18 protein-coding genes are annotated in these 19,290 nt (G+C 41.3%); 5 read left to right on the top strand and 13 right to left on the bottom strand.

Annotated features, from left to right (window positions below; all coding sequences use genetic code 11):
* The first annotated feature begins 60 nt into the window (after positions 1 to 60).
* On the top strand, positions 61 to 924 hold the full coding sequence (locus ACFQZX_RS06045) for a DUF4440 domain-containing protein (RefSeq protein ID WP_377112583.1): 864 nt from the start codon (positions 61 to 63) through the stop codon (positions 922 to 924).
* Positions 925 to 931: 7 nt separating this feature from the next.
* Here the strand turns inward: ACFQZX_RS06045 and ACFQZX_RS06040 are convergent, their stop codons facing one another.
* Both ACFQZX_RS06040 and ACFQZX_RS06035 read right to left on the bottom strand, forming a co-directional pair.
* Entirely contained in the window at positions 932 to 1,894 is a 963-nt protein-coding gene (locus tag ACFQZX_RS06040; protein ID WP_377112581.1) for an AAA family ATPase, read from the bottom strand.
* A gap of 2 nt (positions 1,895 to 1,896) precedes the next feature.
* The gene (locus tag ACFQZX_RS06035) at positions 1,897 to 3,279 is read right to left on the bottom strand and encodes a peptidylprolyl isomerase (protein WP_377112578.1); all 1,383 of its coding nucleotides are present in this window, start codon (positions 3,277 to 3,279) and stop codon (positions 1,897 to 1,899) included.
* A gap of 156 nt (positions 3,280 to 3,435) precedes the next feature.
* On the opposite strand from ACFQZX_RS06035, the gene ACFQZX_RS06030 reads away from it, so the two are divergent.
* Both ACFQZX_RS06030 and ACFQZX_RS06025 read left to right on the top strand, forming a co-directional pair.
* Positions 3,436 to 4,014 (top strand): hypothetical protein, encoded by a 579-nt coding sequence (locus tag ACFQZX_RS06030; RefSeq protein WP_377112575.1) that lies wholly within the window; start codon positions 3,436 to 3,438, stop codon positions 4,012 to 4,014.
* Between the two features lies 1 nt (position 4,015).
* The gene (locus tag ACFQZX_RS06025; protein ID WP_377112573.1) at positions 4,016 to 4,600 is read left to right on the top strand and encodes a non-canonical purine NTP diphosphatase; all 585 of its coding nucleotides are present in this window, start codon (positions 4,016 to 4,018) and stop codon (positions 4,598 to 4,600) included.
* Here the strand turns inward: ACFQZX_RS06025 and ACFQZX_RS06020 are convergent, their stop codons facing one another.
* Complete coding sequence (locus tag ACFQZX_RS06020) at positions 4,601 to 7,003, bottom strand: OstA-like protein (RefSeq protein WP_377112570.1); 2,403 nt, start codon at positions 7,001 to 7,003, stop codon at positions 4,601 to 4,603.
* A gap of 50 nt (positions 7,004 to 7,053) precedes the next feature.
* Here ACFQZX_RS06020 and tilS point away from each other — a divergent pair, with 50 nt between their 5' ends.
* Together tilS and ACFQZX_RS06010 are read left to right on the top strand one after the other, a co-directional pair.
* Positions 7,054 to 8,388, top strand: a complete 1,335-nt coding sequence (gene tilS, locus ACFQZX_RS06015; RefSeq protein WP_377112567.1) for a tRNA lysidine(34) synthetase TilS — start codon at positions 7,054 to 7,056, stop codon at positions 8,386 to 8,388.
* A complete protein-coding gene (locus ACFQZX_RS06010) occupies positions 8,385 to 8,870 on the top strand; it encodes a hypothetical protein (protein ID WP_377112564.1) in 486 nt (161 codons plus the stop codon). The genes tilS and ACFQZX_RS06010 overlap by 4 nt, the downstream gene beginning before the upstream one ends.
* Here ACFQZX_RS06010 and ACFQZX_RS06005 read toward each other — a convergent pair.
* The 10 genes from ACFQZX_RS06005 to purQ form a co-directional block, all read right to left on the bottom strand.
* Positions 8,867 to 10,432 carry a gliding motility protein RemB gene (locus ACFQZX_RS06005; RefSeq protein ID WP_377113461.1) on the bottom strand — a complete coding sequence of 522 codons (1,566 nt, stop codon included), beginning with the start codon at positions 10,430 to 10,432 and terminating at the stop codon, positions 8,867 to 8,869. The genes ACFQZX_RS06010 and ACFQZX_RS06005 overlap by 4 nt on opposite strands.
* Positions 10,433 to 10,497: 65 nt before the next feature.
* The gene (gene gmd, locus ACFQZX_RS06000) at positions 10,498 to 11,634 is read right to left on the bottom strand and encodes a GDP-mannose 4,6-dehydratase (RefSeq protein WP_377112561.1); all 1,137 of its coding nucleotides are present in this window, start codon (positions 11,632 to 11,634) and stop codon (positions 10,498 to 10,500) included.
* Between the two features lie 73 nt (positions 11,635 to 11,707).
* A complete protein-coding gene (locus ACFQZX_RS05995) occupies positions 11,708 to 12,271 on the bottom strand; it encodes a DUF3109 family protein (RefSeq protein WP_377113459.1) in 564 nt (187 codons plus the stop codon).
* 9 nt (positions 12,272 to 12,280) lie between these two features.
* A complete protein-coding gene (locus ACFQZX_RS05990; RefSeq protein ID WP_377112559.1) occupies positions 12,281 to 13,063 on the bottom strand; it encodes a DUF3108 domain-containing protein in 783 nt (260 codons plus the stop codon).
* A gap of 34 nt (positions 13,064 to 13,097) precedes the next feature.
* The gene (locus tag ACFQZX_RS05985) at positions 13,098 to 13,613 is read right to left on the bottom strand and encodes a DUF2480 family protein (protein WP_377112557.1); all 516 of its coding nucleotides are present in this window, start codon (positions 13,611 to 13,613) and stop codon (positions 13,098 to 13,100) included.
* A 105-nt stretch (positions 13,614 to 13,718) separates the two neighbouring features.
* Positions 13,719 to 15,815 carry a peptidylprolyl isomerase gene (locus tag ACFQZX_RS05980; RefSeq protein ID WP_377112554.1) on the bottom strand — a complete coding sequence of 699 codons (2,097 nt, stop codon included), beginning with the start codon at positions 15,813 to 15,815 and terminating at the stop codon, positions 13,719 to 13,721.
* A 107-nt stretch (positions 15,816 to 15,922) separates the two neighbouring features.
* Complete coding sequence (gene lptC, locus ACFQZX_RS05975) at positions 15,923 to 16,495, bottom strand: LPS export ABC transporter periplasmic protein LptC (protein WP_377112551.1); 573 nt, start codon at positions 16,493 to 16,495, stop codon at positions 15,923 to 15,925.
* 9 nt (positions 16,496 to 16,504) lie between these two features.
* Positions 16,505 to 17,827 (bottom strand): hypothetical protein, encoded by a 1,323-nt coding sequence (locus ACFQZX_RS05970; RefSeq protein WP_377112548.1) that lies wholly within the window; start codon positions 17,825 to 17,827, stop codon positions 16,505 to 16,507.
* The gene (locus tag ACFQZX_RS05965) at positions 17,820 to 18,563 is read right to left on the bottom strand and encodes a type III pantothenate kinase (RefSeq protein WP_377112546.1); all 744 of its coding nucleotides are present in this window, start codon (positions 18,561 to 18,563) and stop codon (positions 17,820 to 17,822) included. The genes ACFQZX_RS05970 and ACFQZX_RS05965 overlap by 8 nt, the downstream gene beginning before the upstream one ends.
* A complete protein-coding gene (gene purQ, locus ACFQZX_RS05960; RefSeq protein WP_377112544.1) occupies positions 18,563 to 19,255 on the bottom strand; it encodes a phosphoribosylformylglycinamidine synthase subunit PurQ in 693 nt (230 codons plus the stop codon). Before purQ ends, ACFQZX_RS05965 begins: the two co-directional genes overlap by 1 nt.
* Positions 19,256 to 19,290 lie beyond the last annotated feature (35 nt).

Below are 19,290 nucleotides of genomic sequence, written 5' to 3'. Positions count from 1 at the left end.
TTATGTAATCAGTTTAAAATAATTATTTAATTTGCCTTACCAAATCTACATATCTAACGCATGAAAAAAACATTATTAACCGCTATAGTATTATCCGGATTATCGTTCTCTGCCCTGGCGCAAACCAAAGTAGAGGTAAATAACGTAGTAGCTGCCGAAGAAAACTTTAATAAAATTGTTGAGCGTAAGGGTATAAAAGATGGCTTTTTAGCCGTAGCAGACCCTGAAGGAATTGTTTTTAAACCGAACGCGGTTAAAATCACTGAGTTTTATCGTGGCATTGATAAACAACAGGGTAAACTAATAGCTCATCCTAAATTTGCGCGCATATCAGCCAATGGCGACCTTGGTTTTACCGCAGGACCTTACACTTATCAGAACAGCAAAAACGATGACGATAAGATATATGGCCATTACGTTTCGATATGGCGCCTTGACCTTACCGAAAATAAATTCAAGCTGCTTTTTAATCTGGGTATACAACATCCCGAACCTGATCAGGATGAACCTACAGATTTTAAAGAGCCTGATCTGTCTAAACAAAAAGCTTCAAGCAAAGACCCATTTGCTGGAAAAGATATTTTAATGGGTACAGATAAAACCCTTAATCACTCGCTTGAGTTATCTTCCCTTGCTGCATACAAAGAGTTTTTAAGCCCTGAAGCACGTTACTACTTCCCCGGTTTTGAACCAATGACCGGTACCGATAAAATATTAAAATTTTTAGATAATGAAGGCGTAACCATCACTGCAGAAACAGTTAACGCCGGGCGCTCCAGCAGTAACGATCTGGCTTATACCTATGGCACGGCCCGTATTAAAAAGGGTAATATTGTAAATAACTACAACTATGTACGTGTTTGGGAGATTGATGCCAAACACCGCTGGAATGTTCTTGTAGAGATATTCTCTACTGTAGAATAATACGCAATTAAAATAACTGCTCTATAATGTCGGCGGCCGTAAGGCCGTCGGCTTCAGCATGGTAGCTACGCACTATACGGTGGCTTAATATAGGCTTGGCAACTGCCCTCACATCTTCAATATCCGGCGAATATTTGCCGTTAAGCACAGCATGACATTTTGCACCTAATACCAGAAACTGTGATGCACGCGGGCCTGCACCCCATGTAAGCAAGCGCTTTACCTGGGCATTGGCAAACTCACCGGCAGGGCGGGTTTTGGCAACAAGCTTTACAGCATATTCCAATACATTATCGCTAACTGGTATATTGCGTACCAATTGCTGAAAGTAGATGATCTGTGCCGCGTTAAGCTGCTTTTCAACTTTTACATCAGTAATGCCTGTTGTATTTTTAACAACCTGAAGTTCCTCCTTAAATGAAGGATAACTTAATGAGATGTTAAACATAAACCTGTCCAGCTGCGCTTCTGGCAACGGGTAAGTACCTTCCTGCTCAATAGGGTTTTGGGTAGCCAGCACAAAGAAAGGCTTTGATAGCGAATGAGTAACCCCGGCGGCTGTAACAGCCTTTTCCTGCATAGCCTCTAACAGGGCCGCTTGCGTTTTAGGTGGCGTACGGTTTATCTCGTCGGCAAGTATGATGTTTGAAAAAACAGGGCCTTTTATAAATTTAAAGTTTCTGTCCTCGCCCAATATCTCAGAACCGATGATATCAGAAGGCATCAGATCGGGTGTAAATTGTATCCTTTTAAAATCCAGATCCAGTACCTGTGCAACAGTTTGCACTAACAGTGTTTTAGCCAGCCCCGGCACACCAACTAACAGGCAGTGGCCATTACTAAAAATAGAAACCAGGATAAACTTCACCACCTCATCCTGCCCAACTATGACCTTGCCTATTTCTGCACGAATCTGTTCATATGCGTTTTTTAAAGCATCGGCAGCTTCAACCTCAGAGCGGTATTGCATAACTATTCTGTTTTAGCCTGAGCTGTTGTCTCTGCACTTACCCATCCCTTTAATGGCGGGCAGCCTTGATACTCTTCGTCTATTTTAATGTATGTTTCTTTACGACGTTTGTCGAACCAGTCGGCTATGGTACGGTTTAGTTTTTCGTTAGTAGCATCTTCCTTAAGCTTGGCAAAATCCTGCCCAAGGTTGGCCTTATGCGCATCAGTAACTGATTTTAAATATAATATTTTATAGCTTTTCTTGCCGGTTTGCGCATCAGTAAACAATTGAGGCTTAGAAATGGCCCCTACTTTCATGGTATCTACCACCAAAGCTATCTGTGGATCAAGCTTATCGGTAGGGATATAGGTAGAACGGGTTTGTACATTTTCCAGGTTAAGCAACATCCCGCCGTTGTATTTGGTTTCCTTATCATCAGAGTAGTAGGCCGCCGCGCTTGAGAAATCAAACTTTTTAACTGCAAGCATCGCGTTGTAAACACTATCTGCGGTTTTATGCGCACGCTCAAGGCTGGCGTCTGTAGTAGATGGTATCACCAGTATGTGGCGGGCGTGTACCTGTTCGCCCCGGCGCTCAATTACCTGTAAAAAGTGAAAACCAAATTCTGTTTCAAACACAGGCGAAATTTCACCGGCCTTTAATTTAAAGGCATTGGCTGTAAATTCTTTGGCCATTTGCTGACGGTCGAAAAAACCAAGATCGCCACCCTCTTGCGCCGAACCGGGGTCCTGCGAATATAGTCTTGCCAGGGTAGCAAAGTCCTGACCACCTTTTACTCTGTTTCTTAAGTCGATAGCTTTCTGGCGGGCCGCCTCTTTTTCTTCCTTATTTAATTTAGGGGCAAAAACAATTTCCCCAACCTCAACCTCTTTATTATAGGTAGGTATGCTGTCTTTAGGTATCTTCTCAAAATAGGTTTTAACATCCAGCGGAGTTACATTCACCTTTTCGGTAATTTTGGCCCTCATGCGCTGTGCTACTAAAGATTCTTTAATATCCGGCCGGATTTCATCCTTGTACTGTATGATAGAGCGGCCTAAAAACTGCTCCAATCTTTCCTGACCGCCTGCTCTTTGTATAAACGAGCGCATACGACGATCAACCTCGCCATCAACCTCGTCGTCTTTAACCTGCACACTATCAATAACCGCCTGCTGTGCAAGCAGCTTTTGTGTAAGCTGGTTTTGTAATATATAACATTTTATGCTTGGGTTGGGTTGCTGGCCGCTTACCAGGTATTGCGCGTATTGCAACTCGATATCTGATTTCAATACTATGCTACTGCCAACAACCGCGGCTATTTTATCAATGGTGCGTACCTGTGCTTGTGCAAACGACAGAAAAAGAATAATATTTAAAAGAGACAGTCCTAATTTTCTCATGTAAGTTGTTCGTAATATTGCGGATGGCTTATCCGCTAAGCGTGCAAATTTCGGTAAAATTTATTAATAAAATCGTATAATTAAGCCATTGTGCTAATATGGTTATAATGCAAGAACCAGAATAGGTAATTTTGGTTAAAATTTGTTAAATTATATATGAAAGTTGAATACCCGCAGGCATACCGTTTTATATTACAGGATGACATCTACCTGCTTGAAAATGATAAGGCAATCAAGCATCCAATATCCGGTTCAACAACGCCAGCGGAAGCCACGGAACCTCAAAACAGCCCTGTTACAACTATTGAAACGCCAATTCAGCAGATAGTTCAATCAATAGTAACAACGGATGAACCTGTATTTAATTATCTGGGGAGTAATAATCAAAACTTTTTGATATTGGTTAACTACCCTTCCGATCAGCACATCAGTACAAACCACCTTACAGCGCTCGAAAACATACTTACCCGAAAAGGTTTTGCCCTTGCTGATGTTGCCATCTTAAACATGCATAATTATCGCAGTATAAAATTTGCTGCTATGGCCGCTTTTTTTAAACCAACGCGCATGGTAATTATGGGCAAAGATGCCTTGCCAGACGGTATTGGGAACCTTGCATTAAACAAGCCGATGCAGGGCAAACGCACCCATGTTTTATACAGCTTTAGTTTTGATGAAATGATGAGCAGCAGCGACAACAAACGCACCTTTTGGGAAAACATGAAAATTTTATAACATGCACAAGTTAGTTTTTGCTACCAACAATCATCACAAGCTTACTGAAGTGCAAGCTATACTGACTGACGGTATAAAATTGCTAAGCCTTGATGATATTGGCTGCCATGACGATATTGCCGAAACCGGCTTCACTTTTAACGAAAATGCCTCAATAAAAAGCCATTACATCTATAATAAATATCATCTTAATTGTTTTGGCGACGATAGTGGCCTTGAAATAGAAGCACTGAATAACGAACCGGGAATTTATTCGGCAAGATATGCCGGCACACATGGCAACCATGAAGCTAATATTGATAAGGTGCTGAAAAGCCTTGAAGGTGCAGAGAACAGAAATGCCCGTTTCAGGACTGTAATATCATTGCTATGGAATGGCAGTGAACATTTTTTTGAGGGCATTGTAAACGGCACTATCCGACACGAGCGTTGCGGAACGGCCGGTTTTGGATACGACCCGATTTTTCAGCCTGAAGGGTATGAAATCACCTTTGCAGAAATGAGCCTGGACGAAAAGAACAGCATTAGTCACCGGGGCCTTGCTGTTGCAAAAATGGCTGCCTTTTTAAACACGCCTTCAGCCTGATTAAAACTGCTTTGTAACCGTTGTATCGCGTTTAATGTTCTTTGGCATCAAAGGGGTCTTATTTTCCTGTTGTTGTCTGTTCTTGATAGGCGCTGGTGTATTGTTGGTACTATCCGTGTTAATTTTAACCGGCACCTTTACAGCAACGCTATCCTTGCTGATATTGCCGGCTGGTGCTTTAACATTACTGGTATCGCTTTTTACATTCGCGGGCGATGTTGCCGTCTTCTTGTTTTGCGCTGTATCTGCCGATGATTTGTTCTGGCCATTAGCTGTTGCTGGCGGCTTTGTAGCAGCTGTTTTCTTAGCCTGCCCTGTATTGTTTGCAGCCAGCCTGCGGTTATATGATGGTATGATCGACTCTTTAGATACAGGGCGTTCCTTAGGTTTCCAGATAAAGCCTTTTAACACCTTATCCTCTTCTGTAAATTTATTCAGGGGGCCGTATCTATGCTCCGGCTTTGTGATGAAAAAGATATGCCTGGCTTCGCCATTTTTAAAATAAACGCGCATACGGCTGCTCAACGACCGCTGCATGCCATCTACATTTTTCAGGCTATCCCTACTGAAATATATACTTTCAGAGTTTCCAACAACATACATACGGTCAAGCTTATTCTTGAGGAAAAAACCCTTCATCCGCTTACCGGAAATCTGATTGTAATGTGAGGAGTCCCCCTTTTCAAGGTTTACAATAAATGATGATGGGAAAAGGGTCATGTTATCCAGTTTCTTGTTCTTCATCTGCAGGTTAATGGTATCACCAGACAATTGGGAACCTTGTGTCCATATCAATGGTTGAATATAGCAACGCAGCGTAGAATCACTGTAACTGTAAAACATCGAATCGGATTTGGCCTGAAGATCAGATTTAAATAACTTGGCATGGTGATAGGCTTTTACTATCCTTACACGGGCGGTATCCTTTAAAACAACAGGCGGGGTATAAAATATCGGATCGCTATCCAGGTCTTCATCATCATTACCTGGTTTTTCCTTAGTCGGCGCTTTACCTTTATCCGCAGTCGCCGCGTTTTTGGCTGGCAAAGGTTTAGGTTTTCCAAACAATTCCGGTTGCCATATATGGGTGGTATCACGCCATGGTTTAGGCGCGTTAAGCGTTAAAAACTTTGATGATTGAGCTGTTTTTTTAGCCTGTGCACCGGTTTTATTATTTCCCTTTGCCGAAGTATCTCTGATGCCCGAAAGCCTTTGCCGCTCCTGCATAAGCTTCAGATTTTTGAAAGTCAGCATCTGTGTTTCCAGTGTATCCGCAGATATATAGATCGAGTCGCGCTTTACCTTAGGCGCTGGCGGTACTGCTGCTTTAACAGCTGTATCTGCCGCCGGCTGATTACCTGACAGTACTTTCACCGGCATGGTACCGGCAGGTGGTTTTACAGCCAGGGCATTTGCTCTTTTCACTGTAGTGGGTTTAGCAGCTTTCACTTTACTGCCTTTAGATGACACTGAATCGGCCGCGGCAACCGGTACACTGTCTGTAGCGGTAGTGTCCTTCTCTTCGGTAACCAATATTACATAAGGGTCCTGTGTAACAACGGTGCGTTCTGCTTCCCTGTAATAAGTAGCAAGTTGGCCTCGCAGCGTTATGTTCTGCTCCCTATCTTTAAATATCACATTTTTTACTGCCCGGCCGTAGCCTTTAAGCCTGTCGTAAAAAAGGCTGTCGCCGGTAAGGGTTTTAGTGCCCTGCTTATAAAGATTCTTTTTACCAAAAAAGGCCTGCTCAGTAATGGTGTTATACAAACCGTTTTCGGTATAAAGGGTATCTTTCTTGTCTTTGGTGTCATAAATATTAGTAGGCCCGTAAAAAAAGGCTATACGGGTACCGCTGTTATAACGCAAAGTATCAGTTTTTATCAGCGCGTCCGGGGTTATCAATACAACATTATACCTGAAATAAGCATCCCGCGAATTAGCGAAGTAATAGCCGTTCTTACTGGTAAGGGTGTTGTCTTTATTAACAAGCTTGCCCCCGCCTGTATAAGTGCCAATGCGTGTGCCGGTGTTATAAGTAAGGTAATTAGTGGTTAGCGTGGCATCTTTATCAACCATGGTAACATTATCCGTAAGGATAGCTGTTTTAGTATTACCGTTGTAATTAAGTTTATCCGAATAGATGTTCAATGTATCGCCCTGAGTGATATTTACATGGCCAAAAGCATCAAACGCGTTATCCCGGGCATAAAAATAACCACTGTCTGACCGCATGGTGGAATAATCCTGCGTAAATACTCCCTGGTAAACTTTAACAACATCCTTTCCGTTAAGCTGTATCAGCTGGCTGCTTTTTGATGATATAAGCTTTACAACAGATTTTTTCTGTGCAGATGCTGAAAGGGTAAACAGTATAAAAAGTATACTACAAGTGTATTTTATCACGATGCAAAATTAGTTTTTTGCGGGGGTTATTAAATTAATAATTTTGAGCTATGCTTCCGGTTAAACGCTTCACCGAGTTTATTGAACAAAATAGTTTATTTACACCTGCCAGCAAAATAATGGCGGCTGTAAGCGGCGGCATCGACTCTGTTTTAATGGCACATCTGTTAAAGGCTGCCGGTTACAATTTTGCCATTGCCCACTGCAACTTTAAACTTCGGGGCGATGCTGCTGATGCCGACCAGCAATTTGTTAAAGAACTTGCCCATGAACTTGAGGTGCCATTTCATACCAAAAACTTTGATACGCAGGTTTATGCTGCCGAAAATAAAATATCTATCCAGATGGCCGCGCGTGATCTGCGTTACCAATGGTTCAATAAAATCAGTCAGTCAGCCGGTTATGATACCATTGCGGTTGCACACCATCAGAACGATACTATTGAAACTATATTGTTGAACCTTACACGCGGCACCGGCATTGCCGGACTGCATGGTATATTACCTAAAAACGGTAACATAGCCCGCCCGCTGCTTTTTTTAACCCGTAATGAAATAGAGCATCTTGTAGCTAAAAATAATTTACAGTACGTAGAAGATGCTTCAAACGCTTCAGTTAAATATGCACGTAATAAACTGCGCCATCAGGTTATACCTTTACTTAAAGAATTAAACCCTAACCTGGAAGCGACGTTTGAAAACAACCTGCGTAATTTTCGGGATCTGGAGGTTTTATTAAACCGGCAGGTAGAAAGTTTAAAAAGCGACCTACTGATTTTTGCGGGCGACGAGGTACATATCTTAATCAATAAGATACATTCCCTTTCCCCAAAACGCTTACTGCTATTTAAATTGTTGCAACCATACGGCTTTGGCGAAAGTACGATTGACGACCTGTTAAGCGTTTTACATAAACATGCCGGCAGGGTATTTGAAAGCTACAACTTTACTTTATTGGTAGACCGAGGCAAACTGATAATTAGCCCGAAAGCCGTTAAGCAAGTAGCTGATGCCATCATTAATAACAATACTTCTGCTACTTGTTGGAGCGGATACAAGCTTACCGTTTTACATGATGATACACCGCTTATTATTAAAGATAACCCTATGGCGATATCCGTCGACGCGGCCTTGCTTATTTATCCGCTTAAATTGCGCAGTTGGCAGCAGGGCGATTATTTTTTTCCGTTAGGGATGAAAACCAGGCAAAAACTAAGCGATTTCTTTGTACATCAAAAGGTCCCTGTATCCGCCAAATCTAATGTACCTATATTGGTTAATGGTAATGATGAGATCATCTGGGTGGGTGGGTACCGATTAAGCGACAGATATAAAGTGAGCGATAACACTAAAAAAGTTACTATATTCGAATTATTTAAATTATGAGCGAGAAAGCAGTTTTTATAGAAAAGCAATACCTTGGCCGCGAATGGATACCTATTACTATCCGCCTTGTTTTGGCCATGTTTTGTTTTGCTGCTTACTTTTTCACTGACGAACGCGAGCGCAACGGCGATCTTTTAGCCATTGTTGGCTTCGTAATTATTATCATATCAATAATAATGGGTTTCCTGCTGCACTTTAGCACCAAAGTTATCAATAAAAGCATTTTGCTTGATGGCTTATGGTCTACCCGCCGTGTGAAGATAGACCTGAACAGTATTGTTAATGTTGAAAAAGGGACCTACAGCCGCTACCTGTTTAATAACCCTGTTTATAACCTGCACACCAAGGGCACCATACGTTTTTATGCGGCCGGTAATGACGCTATTCATTTAACAGACCGTGATGGGTTGGTATACATTATTGGCTCGCAGCACGCCAATGAATTCTTAAGAGCCATAAAAAGCGAAATGAGCCTTGTTTAATGCGTTTTGAAACTGCTAATATCCGTGTAAATGCTACGGAATGAACTGCGTACACCAAAGGTTATCATAGCCGTTTTGTCATTAAAGTCGCTGTTCTTTTCGTTACGGTAAATGCCCCCAAGCTCTAACCTAAGATTGTATTTTGGATTGATGATATAACCTACTTTGCCCTGAAGGTATATCATATCAGTTTTCAGGCCCTGTCCGGTAAAGTTTCCGTTCTCCCTTGCAGGAGTGGTATAATGCTGAAAAATATCCTTACCATAATTCAGGTTGTTCATATCAAGGCCGTATTTGCCGTAGTCAACTTCACCCATCAGATCAAACCGCTTGTACGAATAGCTGAGTATGCCAACATACTCCCTGAAATTTGCGCCCCAAGGGTGTGCCAAAGGCTCGCTGTTGGCAGAGTAGCTTAATATGCTTGCCCTTTCTGAGTAAGTGTAAGGTTTAACGGTATTTGTTTCCACCAGGTAATTCAGGTTTTCCACACTAAACAGATCTGCGCCCCTTATACCCAATTGCCAGCCATATTTATTACGTGAACTACCCTTGCCGGAGAAGAAATTGCTGGCTTCAAACTCATCAAGTGAAAACTGCCCGTAAGCGGTAAGGCCATTGGTTACTTTATATTTTGAGGTGAAACCTATTAAAGCGTTGTCTGGTGATCCGTTACTGGCTTCTACCGGGCGCAGAAATATAAAGGGATTGATGTAGTTGAAATCAAAGCCATGTTTATGCCCTTGATCATCAACATCCGCCCATATGACCGAGTCAAAGAAACCAAATGAAAGACGATTGCTGACATTCCAGTCTAAATAATGAAAAACTCCCCACTTATTACGGTTAATATTGATATCGCTTGTACCGGCAGGGTCGGCAAAGTAACCCCACATAGACATGTATTTCACATTACCTAAATTGGCAGTTACCCGGAAAAACGGATATGGTGAGGCATAATCAGAAAGCAACAGCGAACGATACCCATCACCTATAAAGGTTTTATCGCGCCCGGCACTTATGTTAATGTATTTTACGGGAGTATAAGAGGCGGTTGCCGTAATATAATCCCAGCCATATGCATTGGGCTTATTATTGTATGTACCCGCATAGGCCATACCTGGTACAATACCCACCTGCCTTATGTAAGTAGAAATATAATCCGGCACTCCGGCCCGGTTAAGGTAGCCGGTAACATTGTAATAAAACTTATTACTGATGGTACCGCCAATTTGCAAGCCCAGTGAGCTTAGCCACAAATTTTGTTTTTGAGAAAAATCGCGGCCGATGTTGAAATCTGGGAGAAGATCGGCGTAAAAGGTTGAATTCGCGCCTTTAACATCTATCTGATGCTCGTTAAAAAGCTTTTTATAAAATACATCCTTATTATTCTCGCTGCCATAATTCATGATAGAATCATAGCTGTGCATTAACAGCGAATCGTTTAAAAAGTACGGCTTTAAAGCGGTATGTATCCGTGTACCGGTTGAGTAGCTATCCGCATCAAATTTTTGATAAAACTGGTAAGAATAGGGCTGATAAACCGCTTGAGAACGGGCAATGCCCGCTGTAGCCAATATTAAACTAATGCTGATAAATATTCTCTTCATATATACAGATGAGTAAACTACTCAAAGTAGTTTAATGTTTTAAAACCACCTCTTTTCATGTGTTCATCTTTTTTAGCCAGATGAAGGTCTGATTGTACCATATCAGTAACTAAAGCGGCTAAATCATACGTGGGCTCCCAACCCAATTGTTCTTTAGCTTTTGATGGGTCGCCTATCAGTAAATCTACCTCGGTCGGCCTGAAATAACCTACATCAACTTTAACTACAGTCTGGCCAAATTTTAAAGCATCGACATTAAGGCCTAAGCTTTCGGCTTTTTGCTGGTCAATATCAATGATAACGCCTTTTTCATTTTCGTCCTTTCCGCTAAACTCAACCTCTATTCCTAACTCTGCAAATGCCATGCGTATAAAATCCCTAACGGTGGTTGTTATACCAGTGGCTATTACATAATCCTGTGGCTTATCCTGTTGCAGCATCAGCCACATGGCAACAATATAATCTTTGGCGTGCCCCCAGTCGCGTTGTGCGCTCAGGTTACCCATATACAGGCAATCCTGCAGGCCAAGCGCTATTTTAGCAACACCGCGGGTAATTTTGCGGGTGACAAAAGTTTCTCCGCGAATAGGGCTTTCATGGTTAAACAATATGCCATTGCAGGCATACATATCATATGCTTCGCGGTAATTTACAATTATCCAGTAGCCATATAATTTTGCTACTGCATAAGGCGAACGTGGATAAAATGGCGTTGTTTCTGATTGTGGTACATGCTGTACCAAGCCATATAACTCTGATGTGGAAGCCTGGTATAGGCGGGTTTTCTTAGTAAGGCCTAAAAGCCTTATTGCTTCAAGTATTCTTAGTACACCAATACCGTCGGCATTAGCGGTATATTCCGGTGATTCAAAACTTACTTTAACATGGCTTTGGGCACCCAGATTATAAATCTCATCCGGCTGTATCTCCTGAATAAGGCGTGTAAGGTTCATAGAGTCGGTCAGGTCGCCATAGTGCAATATTAACCTTTTACCGCTCTCATGAGGGTCCTGATAAAGATGGTCTATCCTATCGGTATTAAACAAAGAAGAACGGCGTTTAATACCATGCACCTCATACCCCTTTTTAAGCAAAAACTCTGCTAAATATGCCCCATCCTGCCCGGTAATCCCTGTTATTAAAGCTTTTTTCATTAATAAATAATATAAAATACAATATTATCTAAATTAATTGTAAAAGCAGTATTTGCCATTACAGCAAATCATATTACATGTGGGCTACCGCATCCTCCAGTTCGCGGTACCAGGTTTCGCCATATTTGCGGGTAAGTGGTCCTTTTAAAAACTCATGAACGCGTACTTTTAATTCATCGCCAAAGGCACATGCAGGGCTGCATATACTCCACCTGTCGTAATTAAGCACATCAAACTCCGGGTAAGCTGTTATACGTATAGGATATAAATGGCATGAGATAGGTTTTTGCCAGCTGATATCACCGGCTTCGTATGCCTTTTCTATAGCACATTTGGTGATTCCGTTTTCCCAGGTAACATAAGCGCATTCTTTATTAGTATCTACACATGGGGTTGTATAGTCACCTTCAAAATCAGTCACATGGGTACCTTCGGCCTCAATTGTTGCAATGCCCTTGGCCGTCATGTAGGGTTTTACCTTGGGATAGATGTCTTTTAATATCTGTAATTCATCATGGTTCAGTGGCGCACCGGAGTCGCCCTCAAGGCAGCATGCACCTTTACATTTGTTTAAATTACAAACAAAATTATTTGCTACAACATCCTCATGCACCAGCACACTCCCTACTTCTATCATCATCTCTTTTTACTTTTTTACCGGATTAAGCGGATACTTAAGGCCGCTTGCCTGTGTTAGATCCATTGTTAAGCTACCTACAATGATTTCCACATTCGCTTTAATAGGTATGCGGTTTTTATCATCAGTAATCCACAAATATAGCTTACTATTTTTTTTGAATATACGGCCTGGTATAATTGTCGGGCTGAATTTTAAGCAATTGAAAGTTCCAAGCCCACATTTTACCTGTTCTTTACCAAGATAGGTGATAGTCATCGCGTGTATTCCATCTTCCAGAAAGTAACGCATCTGGAGCTTGTCGCCAATTTTAACACCTGTTATATCAACGTTACGTGCAAAATAGTAGCAAGACAAAAAGTCGAACACATCGCCTGTATAAGGAAATGTTCCCTTATCGGCAATTATAGTGTTCTTTTCATGGTCGAAAATTACTTTGTCCGTGTGTTTGTATTTTGACTCCTGCCTTGTTTCTGTATAATAATAAGGCAATAAAGTTTGCGGGTCTATAAAGCTATGGTACTCGTTTTTTACCTTGAACAGAAAATTAAAAGTGCCTACTGTTTTAGCCTGCGCATTAATATGTAAAGCCGGGTGTCCTTCAAATTTTAAAGGCGTATTTTCTACCCTGATAACAGCTTCGGCAGCGCTTAAAAAGCCATAACGTAATTTATATGTTATCTGCTCGCCGGCTTTAAAAGCCACTTCTTTATTTTTCGAAGCTTCATCTACCTGTGCATATGCGGCATTAAGCGATACAAAAACAATAAGGAATAAAAAAAATTTCTTCATGTAATTAATATAGACGCAATTACCGCGTTACGGTTTAATCTTTGCGTTTATAAATGGGTACTGTAGAGCAGGGTTCGCCAAACATGAGGCTTTTGGCAACAGGCGTTAATTTTTGAGTAAGCTCCACGTAAGCCGATACCGGAACGGGCACATCGCCGCAGCCTTTTAGCACTATGCGCTGGTCGCGATATTGCTCAACATCAAAGCTTGCAACCGCCTTTACAAATAAAACTGTTTCAAGTACATCTGCATCACCAAAAACAACCTGTTTAGCATAAGGTGCCAGCCGGTTAGCTAACAACATATATGCCCAGGCAGGTACAATAGCATCGGCTGTGCAAGTTACCGCTACGTATTTATCCTGGTATAGCGACCAGTCATGGTTTTTTACAAACTCTCTAAAATCTTTTTCTTTTAATATCAGCCCATGAAAAAGATTATCCTTTATATCATATACCACACGCTCTCCGGGTGTATAAAATTGCGCCGGATCTAAAGTAACAAGCCCGCTTTGGGCAACTTTATTGATGATATTTTCCTGTATTTCCATGGCTAAACTTATTAAAAAACGCCTTTTATTGGATTGATGCTTATAAACAAAAAATCCGGCATTAGCTTAACGCCGATGCCGGATACAAAATTACTTTAAAATATGTTATAAAAATTTGGCGCGGTAATCTTTTACATTCGCCTTATCTTTCAAAGCATCAAGCACCTGCCCTGCACTACGCTGAGCTATTGCCTGGCTCAATTGCTGTTTCTCTCTTACAGTATTGGTAAGCGGAGCAGGGTTAATAAAGCTATCAACTGTGTAAACATATACACCCTGCTGCCCTATAACCGGCTTGGACAGTTTGTTTGGCTGTGAACCGAACACACTACCTATTAATTTGTATTCTGCAGTTGCGCCTGGGATAACAGGGTTAGCAAACACTATATTTTGTAAAGGGACAACTTTGCTACCTGCTTTTTGCGCAACCTGATCTATACCTGACGCCCCGTTTGCAGCCGCCTGTAGTTTATCTGACAGTTGGTTGCCTTTAACCTGCTGTCTTACCATTGGCTCAATCTGTTTCTTAACTACATCTAACGGTAAAACCCCTTCTGGCTTAACTGATGTTAAACGAGCAACCACATACTGATCACCAACAGCAAACACCTGGTCAGAAAAATCTCCTTTTTTTGCACCAAAGGCCCACTTAACAACCGGACGCGCATTTTCCAAACCCGGGATGCTTGCAGCAACAGCGGTAACATCGTCAGAGTTTTTTATGGGCAGATTTGCTTTTTTAGCTTGTGATTCAAAATTATCTCCATTTAATGAACTTAAGAATTGCTGCGCTTTGCTATATACGCCGTTTTGTGTATCACTGCTTGGAGTTAATGGTTTATCAACCACTGCAACCTTAACAACTTTTGAAGAGCCCTTCTGACTTTCTATCTGAATAAGGTGCACACCAAACTGAGATGTAATAACCTTAAGGTCGCCGGCTTTGCCATTGAAAACTGCATCTTCAAAAGCAGGAACCATAGCGCCCCGGCCAAAAGTGCCAAGGTCACCTCCTTTTTCACCAGATTGCTTATCAACAGAATATACTTTAGCTAAATCTGCAAACGATTTACCGCCCTGTACCAGTTTCTTAAGTGAATCTGCTTTTGCAATGGCTTTGTCCAAACCACCTTCGGCAGCAGTATTTAATAATATATGTTTTGCTTTTACTGAATCCGGGCCTACCCTTGAATCAACCAGCTTAGCAATTTTATAACTCCCGTTACTTAAAAAAGGGCCATATACAAAACCTTTTTCGGCAGTGAACATCACCGAATCCAATTTAGGCTCTAATTGGCCTTTTTTCTGATAAACCAACGGAGCTTTAGTCTCTGCATTCACCTGCACAAAAAGCGAATCATTGCTGCTTGCTTTAAAATCAGCAGCCAATTTATCCACCTGGGCTTTTATAGCAGCGCTATCTGGTTTAGACGGGGCAGCGTTAAAGCTTACGTATTCAAAGCTGCGCAGCTCCTGCTGATTTTTAAACTCACCCTTATGCTCGTTATAATAGGTATTGTAATCATCATCTGTCAGCTTTATCTGGCTATCTGGTACAGATGCATAATCAAGCATGGTATACTTAAAATTAACCAGCTTGTTTTTATTAGTATAATCGTCCTGTGCCTCTAAAGAATTTACATACATGCCATTTGTAACCAAAGCCATGTATTTCTGCGCCTTTTTAGATTCGATTAATTGGATCACAAAATTTCTCCATGCCGCTACCTGGTTAGGGTCTGCTTTGGGCGACTGCATATACTGCAGGAACTGATTTAACTTTGATTTATCAAATTTACCATCCTGGCCAACGAATTGTTGTTGAATTTGAGGATCAGGGTTATTTCCGCTGATCATCGAATTACTTTCAGCCTGGCCAACAGTAAGGCCTAATCTGTTTATTTCGGTATTTAAAAGCTCTTGGCTTAATATCTGGTTCCAGGTAGTTTCCTGCAGATAATTAGATATCTGCGGAGTGATATTCTGCCCAGATTGCTGCCTGAACTGTTGAGTGCTTTGCTCTAATTTTGCATTAAAATCCTGGTAAGGGATAGACTTGCCATTTATTTCGGCCACATCTGTCACGTTACCTCTGAAAAAAGAGCTGCCAGAATGTATCACTTCACCAGCAATAAATGCCAAAAGTGCTACACCAATAAAAATTGCGAGAATTTTTCCCATCCTATCCCGCAAATAACTCATGATACCCATATCAACTGTACTATATATATTTATATTCTCAAAAAGAGGCGCAAGATACAATTTTTACTAAAATTGTACAGCACAAAAATTACGTAATTATTTGAGGTTTATTGTGTAAGACTATCATCCACATGGATGATAGCTGTTGAATTTTGAAATACCGGATTTTTAAGATGATCGTCGCTCGTAAAGCTTGTTCCTGTCATCTGGTCGCCGGTAACTTTGGTCATCAAAACATTCTTAGTAGAATATATTTGCTTTTTAGCCCTGTCCCAGATCAACTCCTCAGATTTATAGGTAGTTCCCTCGTCGTTAGTAGCTACAACGTTTTTTTTAAATTTAATGATCTGCGTTTTGTCGTAATTGTAACCGGTGTCGGCAATTACAGTCCCGTCAACCTTTAAATTGGGATTATATATCAGCACTTTAACGCCTTTAGGCATTTGCTGATAAGAGGAGTCTTTAAAGTCGTATTGTATAAGCAAAGGGGTAATCAGCCTGGCTTTAACAACGCCCGAGTCGCTAAAAATCATGTCTACACCGGTAGTGCGTTGTATAGGTTTGGTAGCATCAGCTGCAGCAATAGCCTTAACCTTGTTAATGTCGTTTTCACAGGCGCTTATCAGCATACCTGTAAAAAGCGCTAATAAAACATAATGTTGTTTCAGCCTGATCCGCATTATTCAATATTAATCAAACCTGTATTTCTGGAACCATTTATCGTTAAGCGTAAATGACAAATGCACGTTAACATAATTTTCTTTAACCAATCCGTTAACTAATGTTCCGCGGCGGCCAATCTCTGCACCTATATTTATCTTATAAAAGCTCAGGTTATTGGCCCTTAAGGGTAAGCCTACGCCAAAGGTAGCGGCATATCTTTTTATGTCGGTATTGTTAATGTTCATGTAGGTTTTGTCGTAAACAAATCCTAAGCGATAATCAACCGATGCAAAATAGTTTGATAAGGAATTGATGTTAGGAGTAAATTGCCCGCCTACATTAATTGTGCGGCTATCCTTTAATCCTTTATTAGTACCTGCAACTGTTAAGTTAGACCACTTTGTCATGGTATAATCTGCGCCTATTAAAAATTTACCATCATTTTGATAAGATATACCAAAACGGTTGCTCATAGGTAACTGAACTTTGGCAGATGGCTGCTGTATGTTCACCAAACTGTCTGTCGCGGGGTTCTCGTCGCCTGTGTTGGTTGTAGTATAGCTACTTACAATATAGCTGTTGGTACTATTAAGTTTTGTACCTGCTGAACCTGCGTAACCAAAGGTTAAATGTTTCTTTTGCGACAGATCTGCAACGTACTGAATTCCGTAGTCATAATTAAAGCCCTTGATACTGTTGCTTTCTTCTATCCGGGAGTTCAATACTCCGGAAAGCGATGGCAATTCTGTGGACTGAGACTCCTTGAGGTTTCCAAATATGTATGAAGCATTAGCACCAATGAAAATATGGCTGCCAATACCAAAGCCGTATCCTAACCAAAACCGCGTTAAGCCACCATCGCCTGCATAAATGTAATTAACAGCGTTTGTATCGGCAGGTAAACCTGTGCCGAAATTATCAGAAATCTGCTTGTAACTGTAACCAAGTTCACTGTATGGCATTAAACCAAAAGTTAGCGCCGATCGTTTACTTACAGGTATACCAAAAGCAATATGACTTAGCCTGAAGCTTGAGTTGGTTTGAGATGACTGCCCTGATTTTTGGAGGGTGTTGAAATTACCATAAACCCCGATATCAATAGTAGTTAAGTTGATACTGCCGTATGATGCAGGATTTAATGGATTAAGGTTATTGAAACCATATATACGATTGATACCTGTGCTTATACCGCCCATCGCTTTATTCTGTGGCAGCAGCATAGGATTAATATCACCGAGACCATAGCGAGAGTACGGAGAACTTGTAGTAGCCGTAGATTGCGCTTTTAGGTTAACTGTAATTGCGCTTAATAAGAACAGTATCGGTATGAACCTTAAATATTTAGTCATTATACTTTTGTATCGCTACGTTTAATCCTCTTAGAACCAGATATGGTTCAATTTTAACATAGGGCGCAAAGATGCTATTTTTCAATAGAGTATCAAAAAAAATACTGTCGCCCCCGTGCAGTATAATGTTGTACCCTGATGTCAGTTTTACATATTCGTTTATGAACCCCAGCAACTCATATTTAATACCGTTTTGTATCCCCGACCGTATGGATGAAGCTGTATCATGCCCATAAGTGGCGGTAAAGCTACCATCAACTGTTAGTAAAGGTAACGCTGCGGTATAATGGTTAACCGCTTTATAACGCATATTTAACCCAGGTGATATACTGCCTCCAAAATAATTTGCCCCTGCATCAACAAAATCATAGGTAATGCAGGTACCCCCACCTATAATAAGGTTGTTTTCCCGGGGGTACAAATTGTACGCTCCGGTTACTGCTGCCAGCCTGTCGGCGCCCAGTGTGGCCGGTGTTTTATAATGGTTATGTATGTTTGTGCTTATACTGCTGTTAAATTGCAACACATTAAGCTTGCCCTCCAGATATTGTTGCCACCCGGGTTTTTCGCTTTTTACTGATGATATAATTGCACGGGCTATCTGGTACTCCTCTAAAATACCCTGTAAAACCTCTGTGCCGGCGTGTTCATATTGTTCGGCCTTAAGCAGGTTGTCGTTATTAAAAACGGCAAATTTTGTTAAGGTATTGCCAATATCAACAACCAGGTTCAACATCAGGCTTTAGCCAGTGATAATATTGATTCAAAAATGGCCAGGCCATCCTGATTACCTACTATACCTTCTGCAGCACGCTCAGGATGAGGCATAAACCCAAAAACATTACGGCTGATGTTGGTAACACCGGCTATGTTTTCAATAGAACCATTTGGGTTACTTTCATCTGTGAAGTTGCCTGATTCATCCGAATAACGGAACAACACCTGGTCGTTATCATTGATCGCTTTCAGCACATCGGCATCTGCAAAATAATTCCCCTCGCCATGGGCAATAGGTATTTTTAAAGCCTGCTGAGGATCAAGCGACTGTGTAACCAACGAGTTTTGTGTTTGAGGTTTTAAATAAATATTACGGCAAATAAACTTACGGTTTTTATTATGCAGCAATGCGCCTGGTAAAAGGCCTGCCTCTGTAAGTATCTGGAAACCGTTGCAAATACCCAGTACCTTACCGCCCTTTGCCGCAAACTGTATAACCTCTTGCATAATAGGCGAAAAGCGCGCAATAGCACCAGAGCGAAGGTAATCGCCAAAAGAAAACCCACCGGGTAACACAATAAAGTCAGCACCCTGCAAATCATGGTCTTTATGCCATAACCGCACTACCTGCTGGCCCATTACATTTTCAAGAACGTGGATGATATCTTCATCACAGTTAGAGCCCGGAAAAATTACTACTCCAAATTTCATGTTACAAAGCTAATATAACCGCTTAAATATGAACG

The sequence above is a fragment of the Mucilaginibacter litoreus genome (genome assembly GCF_042676805.1).
In the GTDB taxonomy this organism is placed as follows: domain Bacteria; phylum Bacteroidota; class Bacteroidia; order Sphingobacteriales; family Sphingobacteriaceae; genus Mucilaginibacter; species Mucilaginibacter litoreus.
The sequence above is the reverse complement of the archived record's forward strand: the minus strand, read 5'-3'. Positions and strand labels throughout refer to the sequence as shown.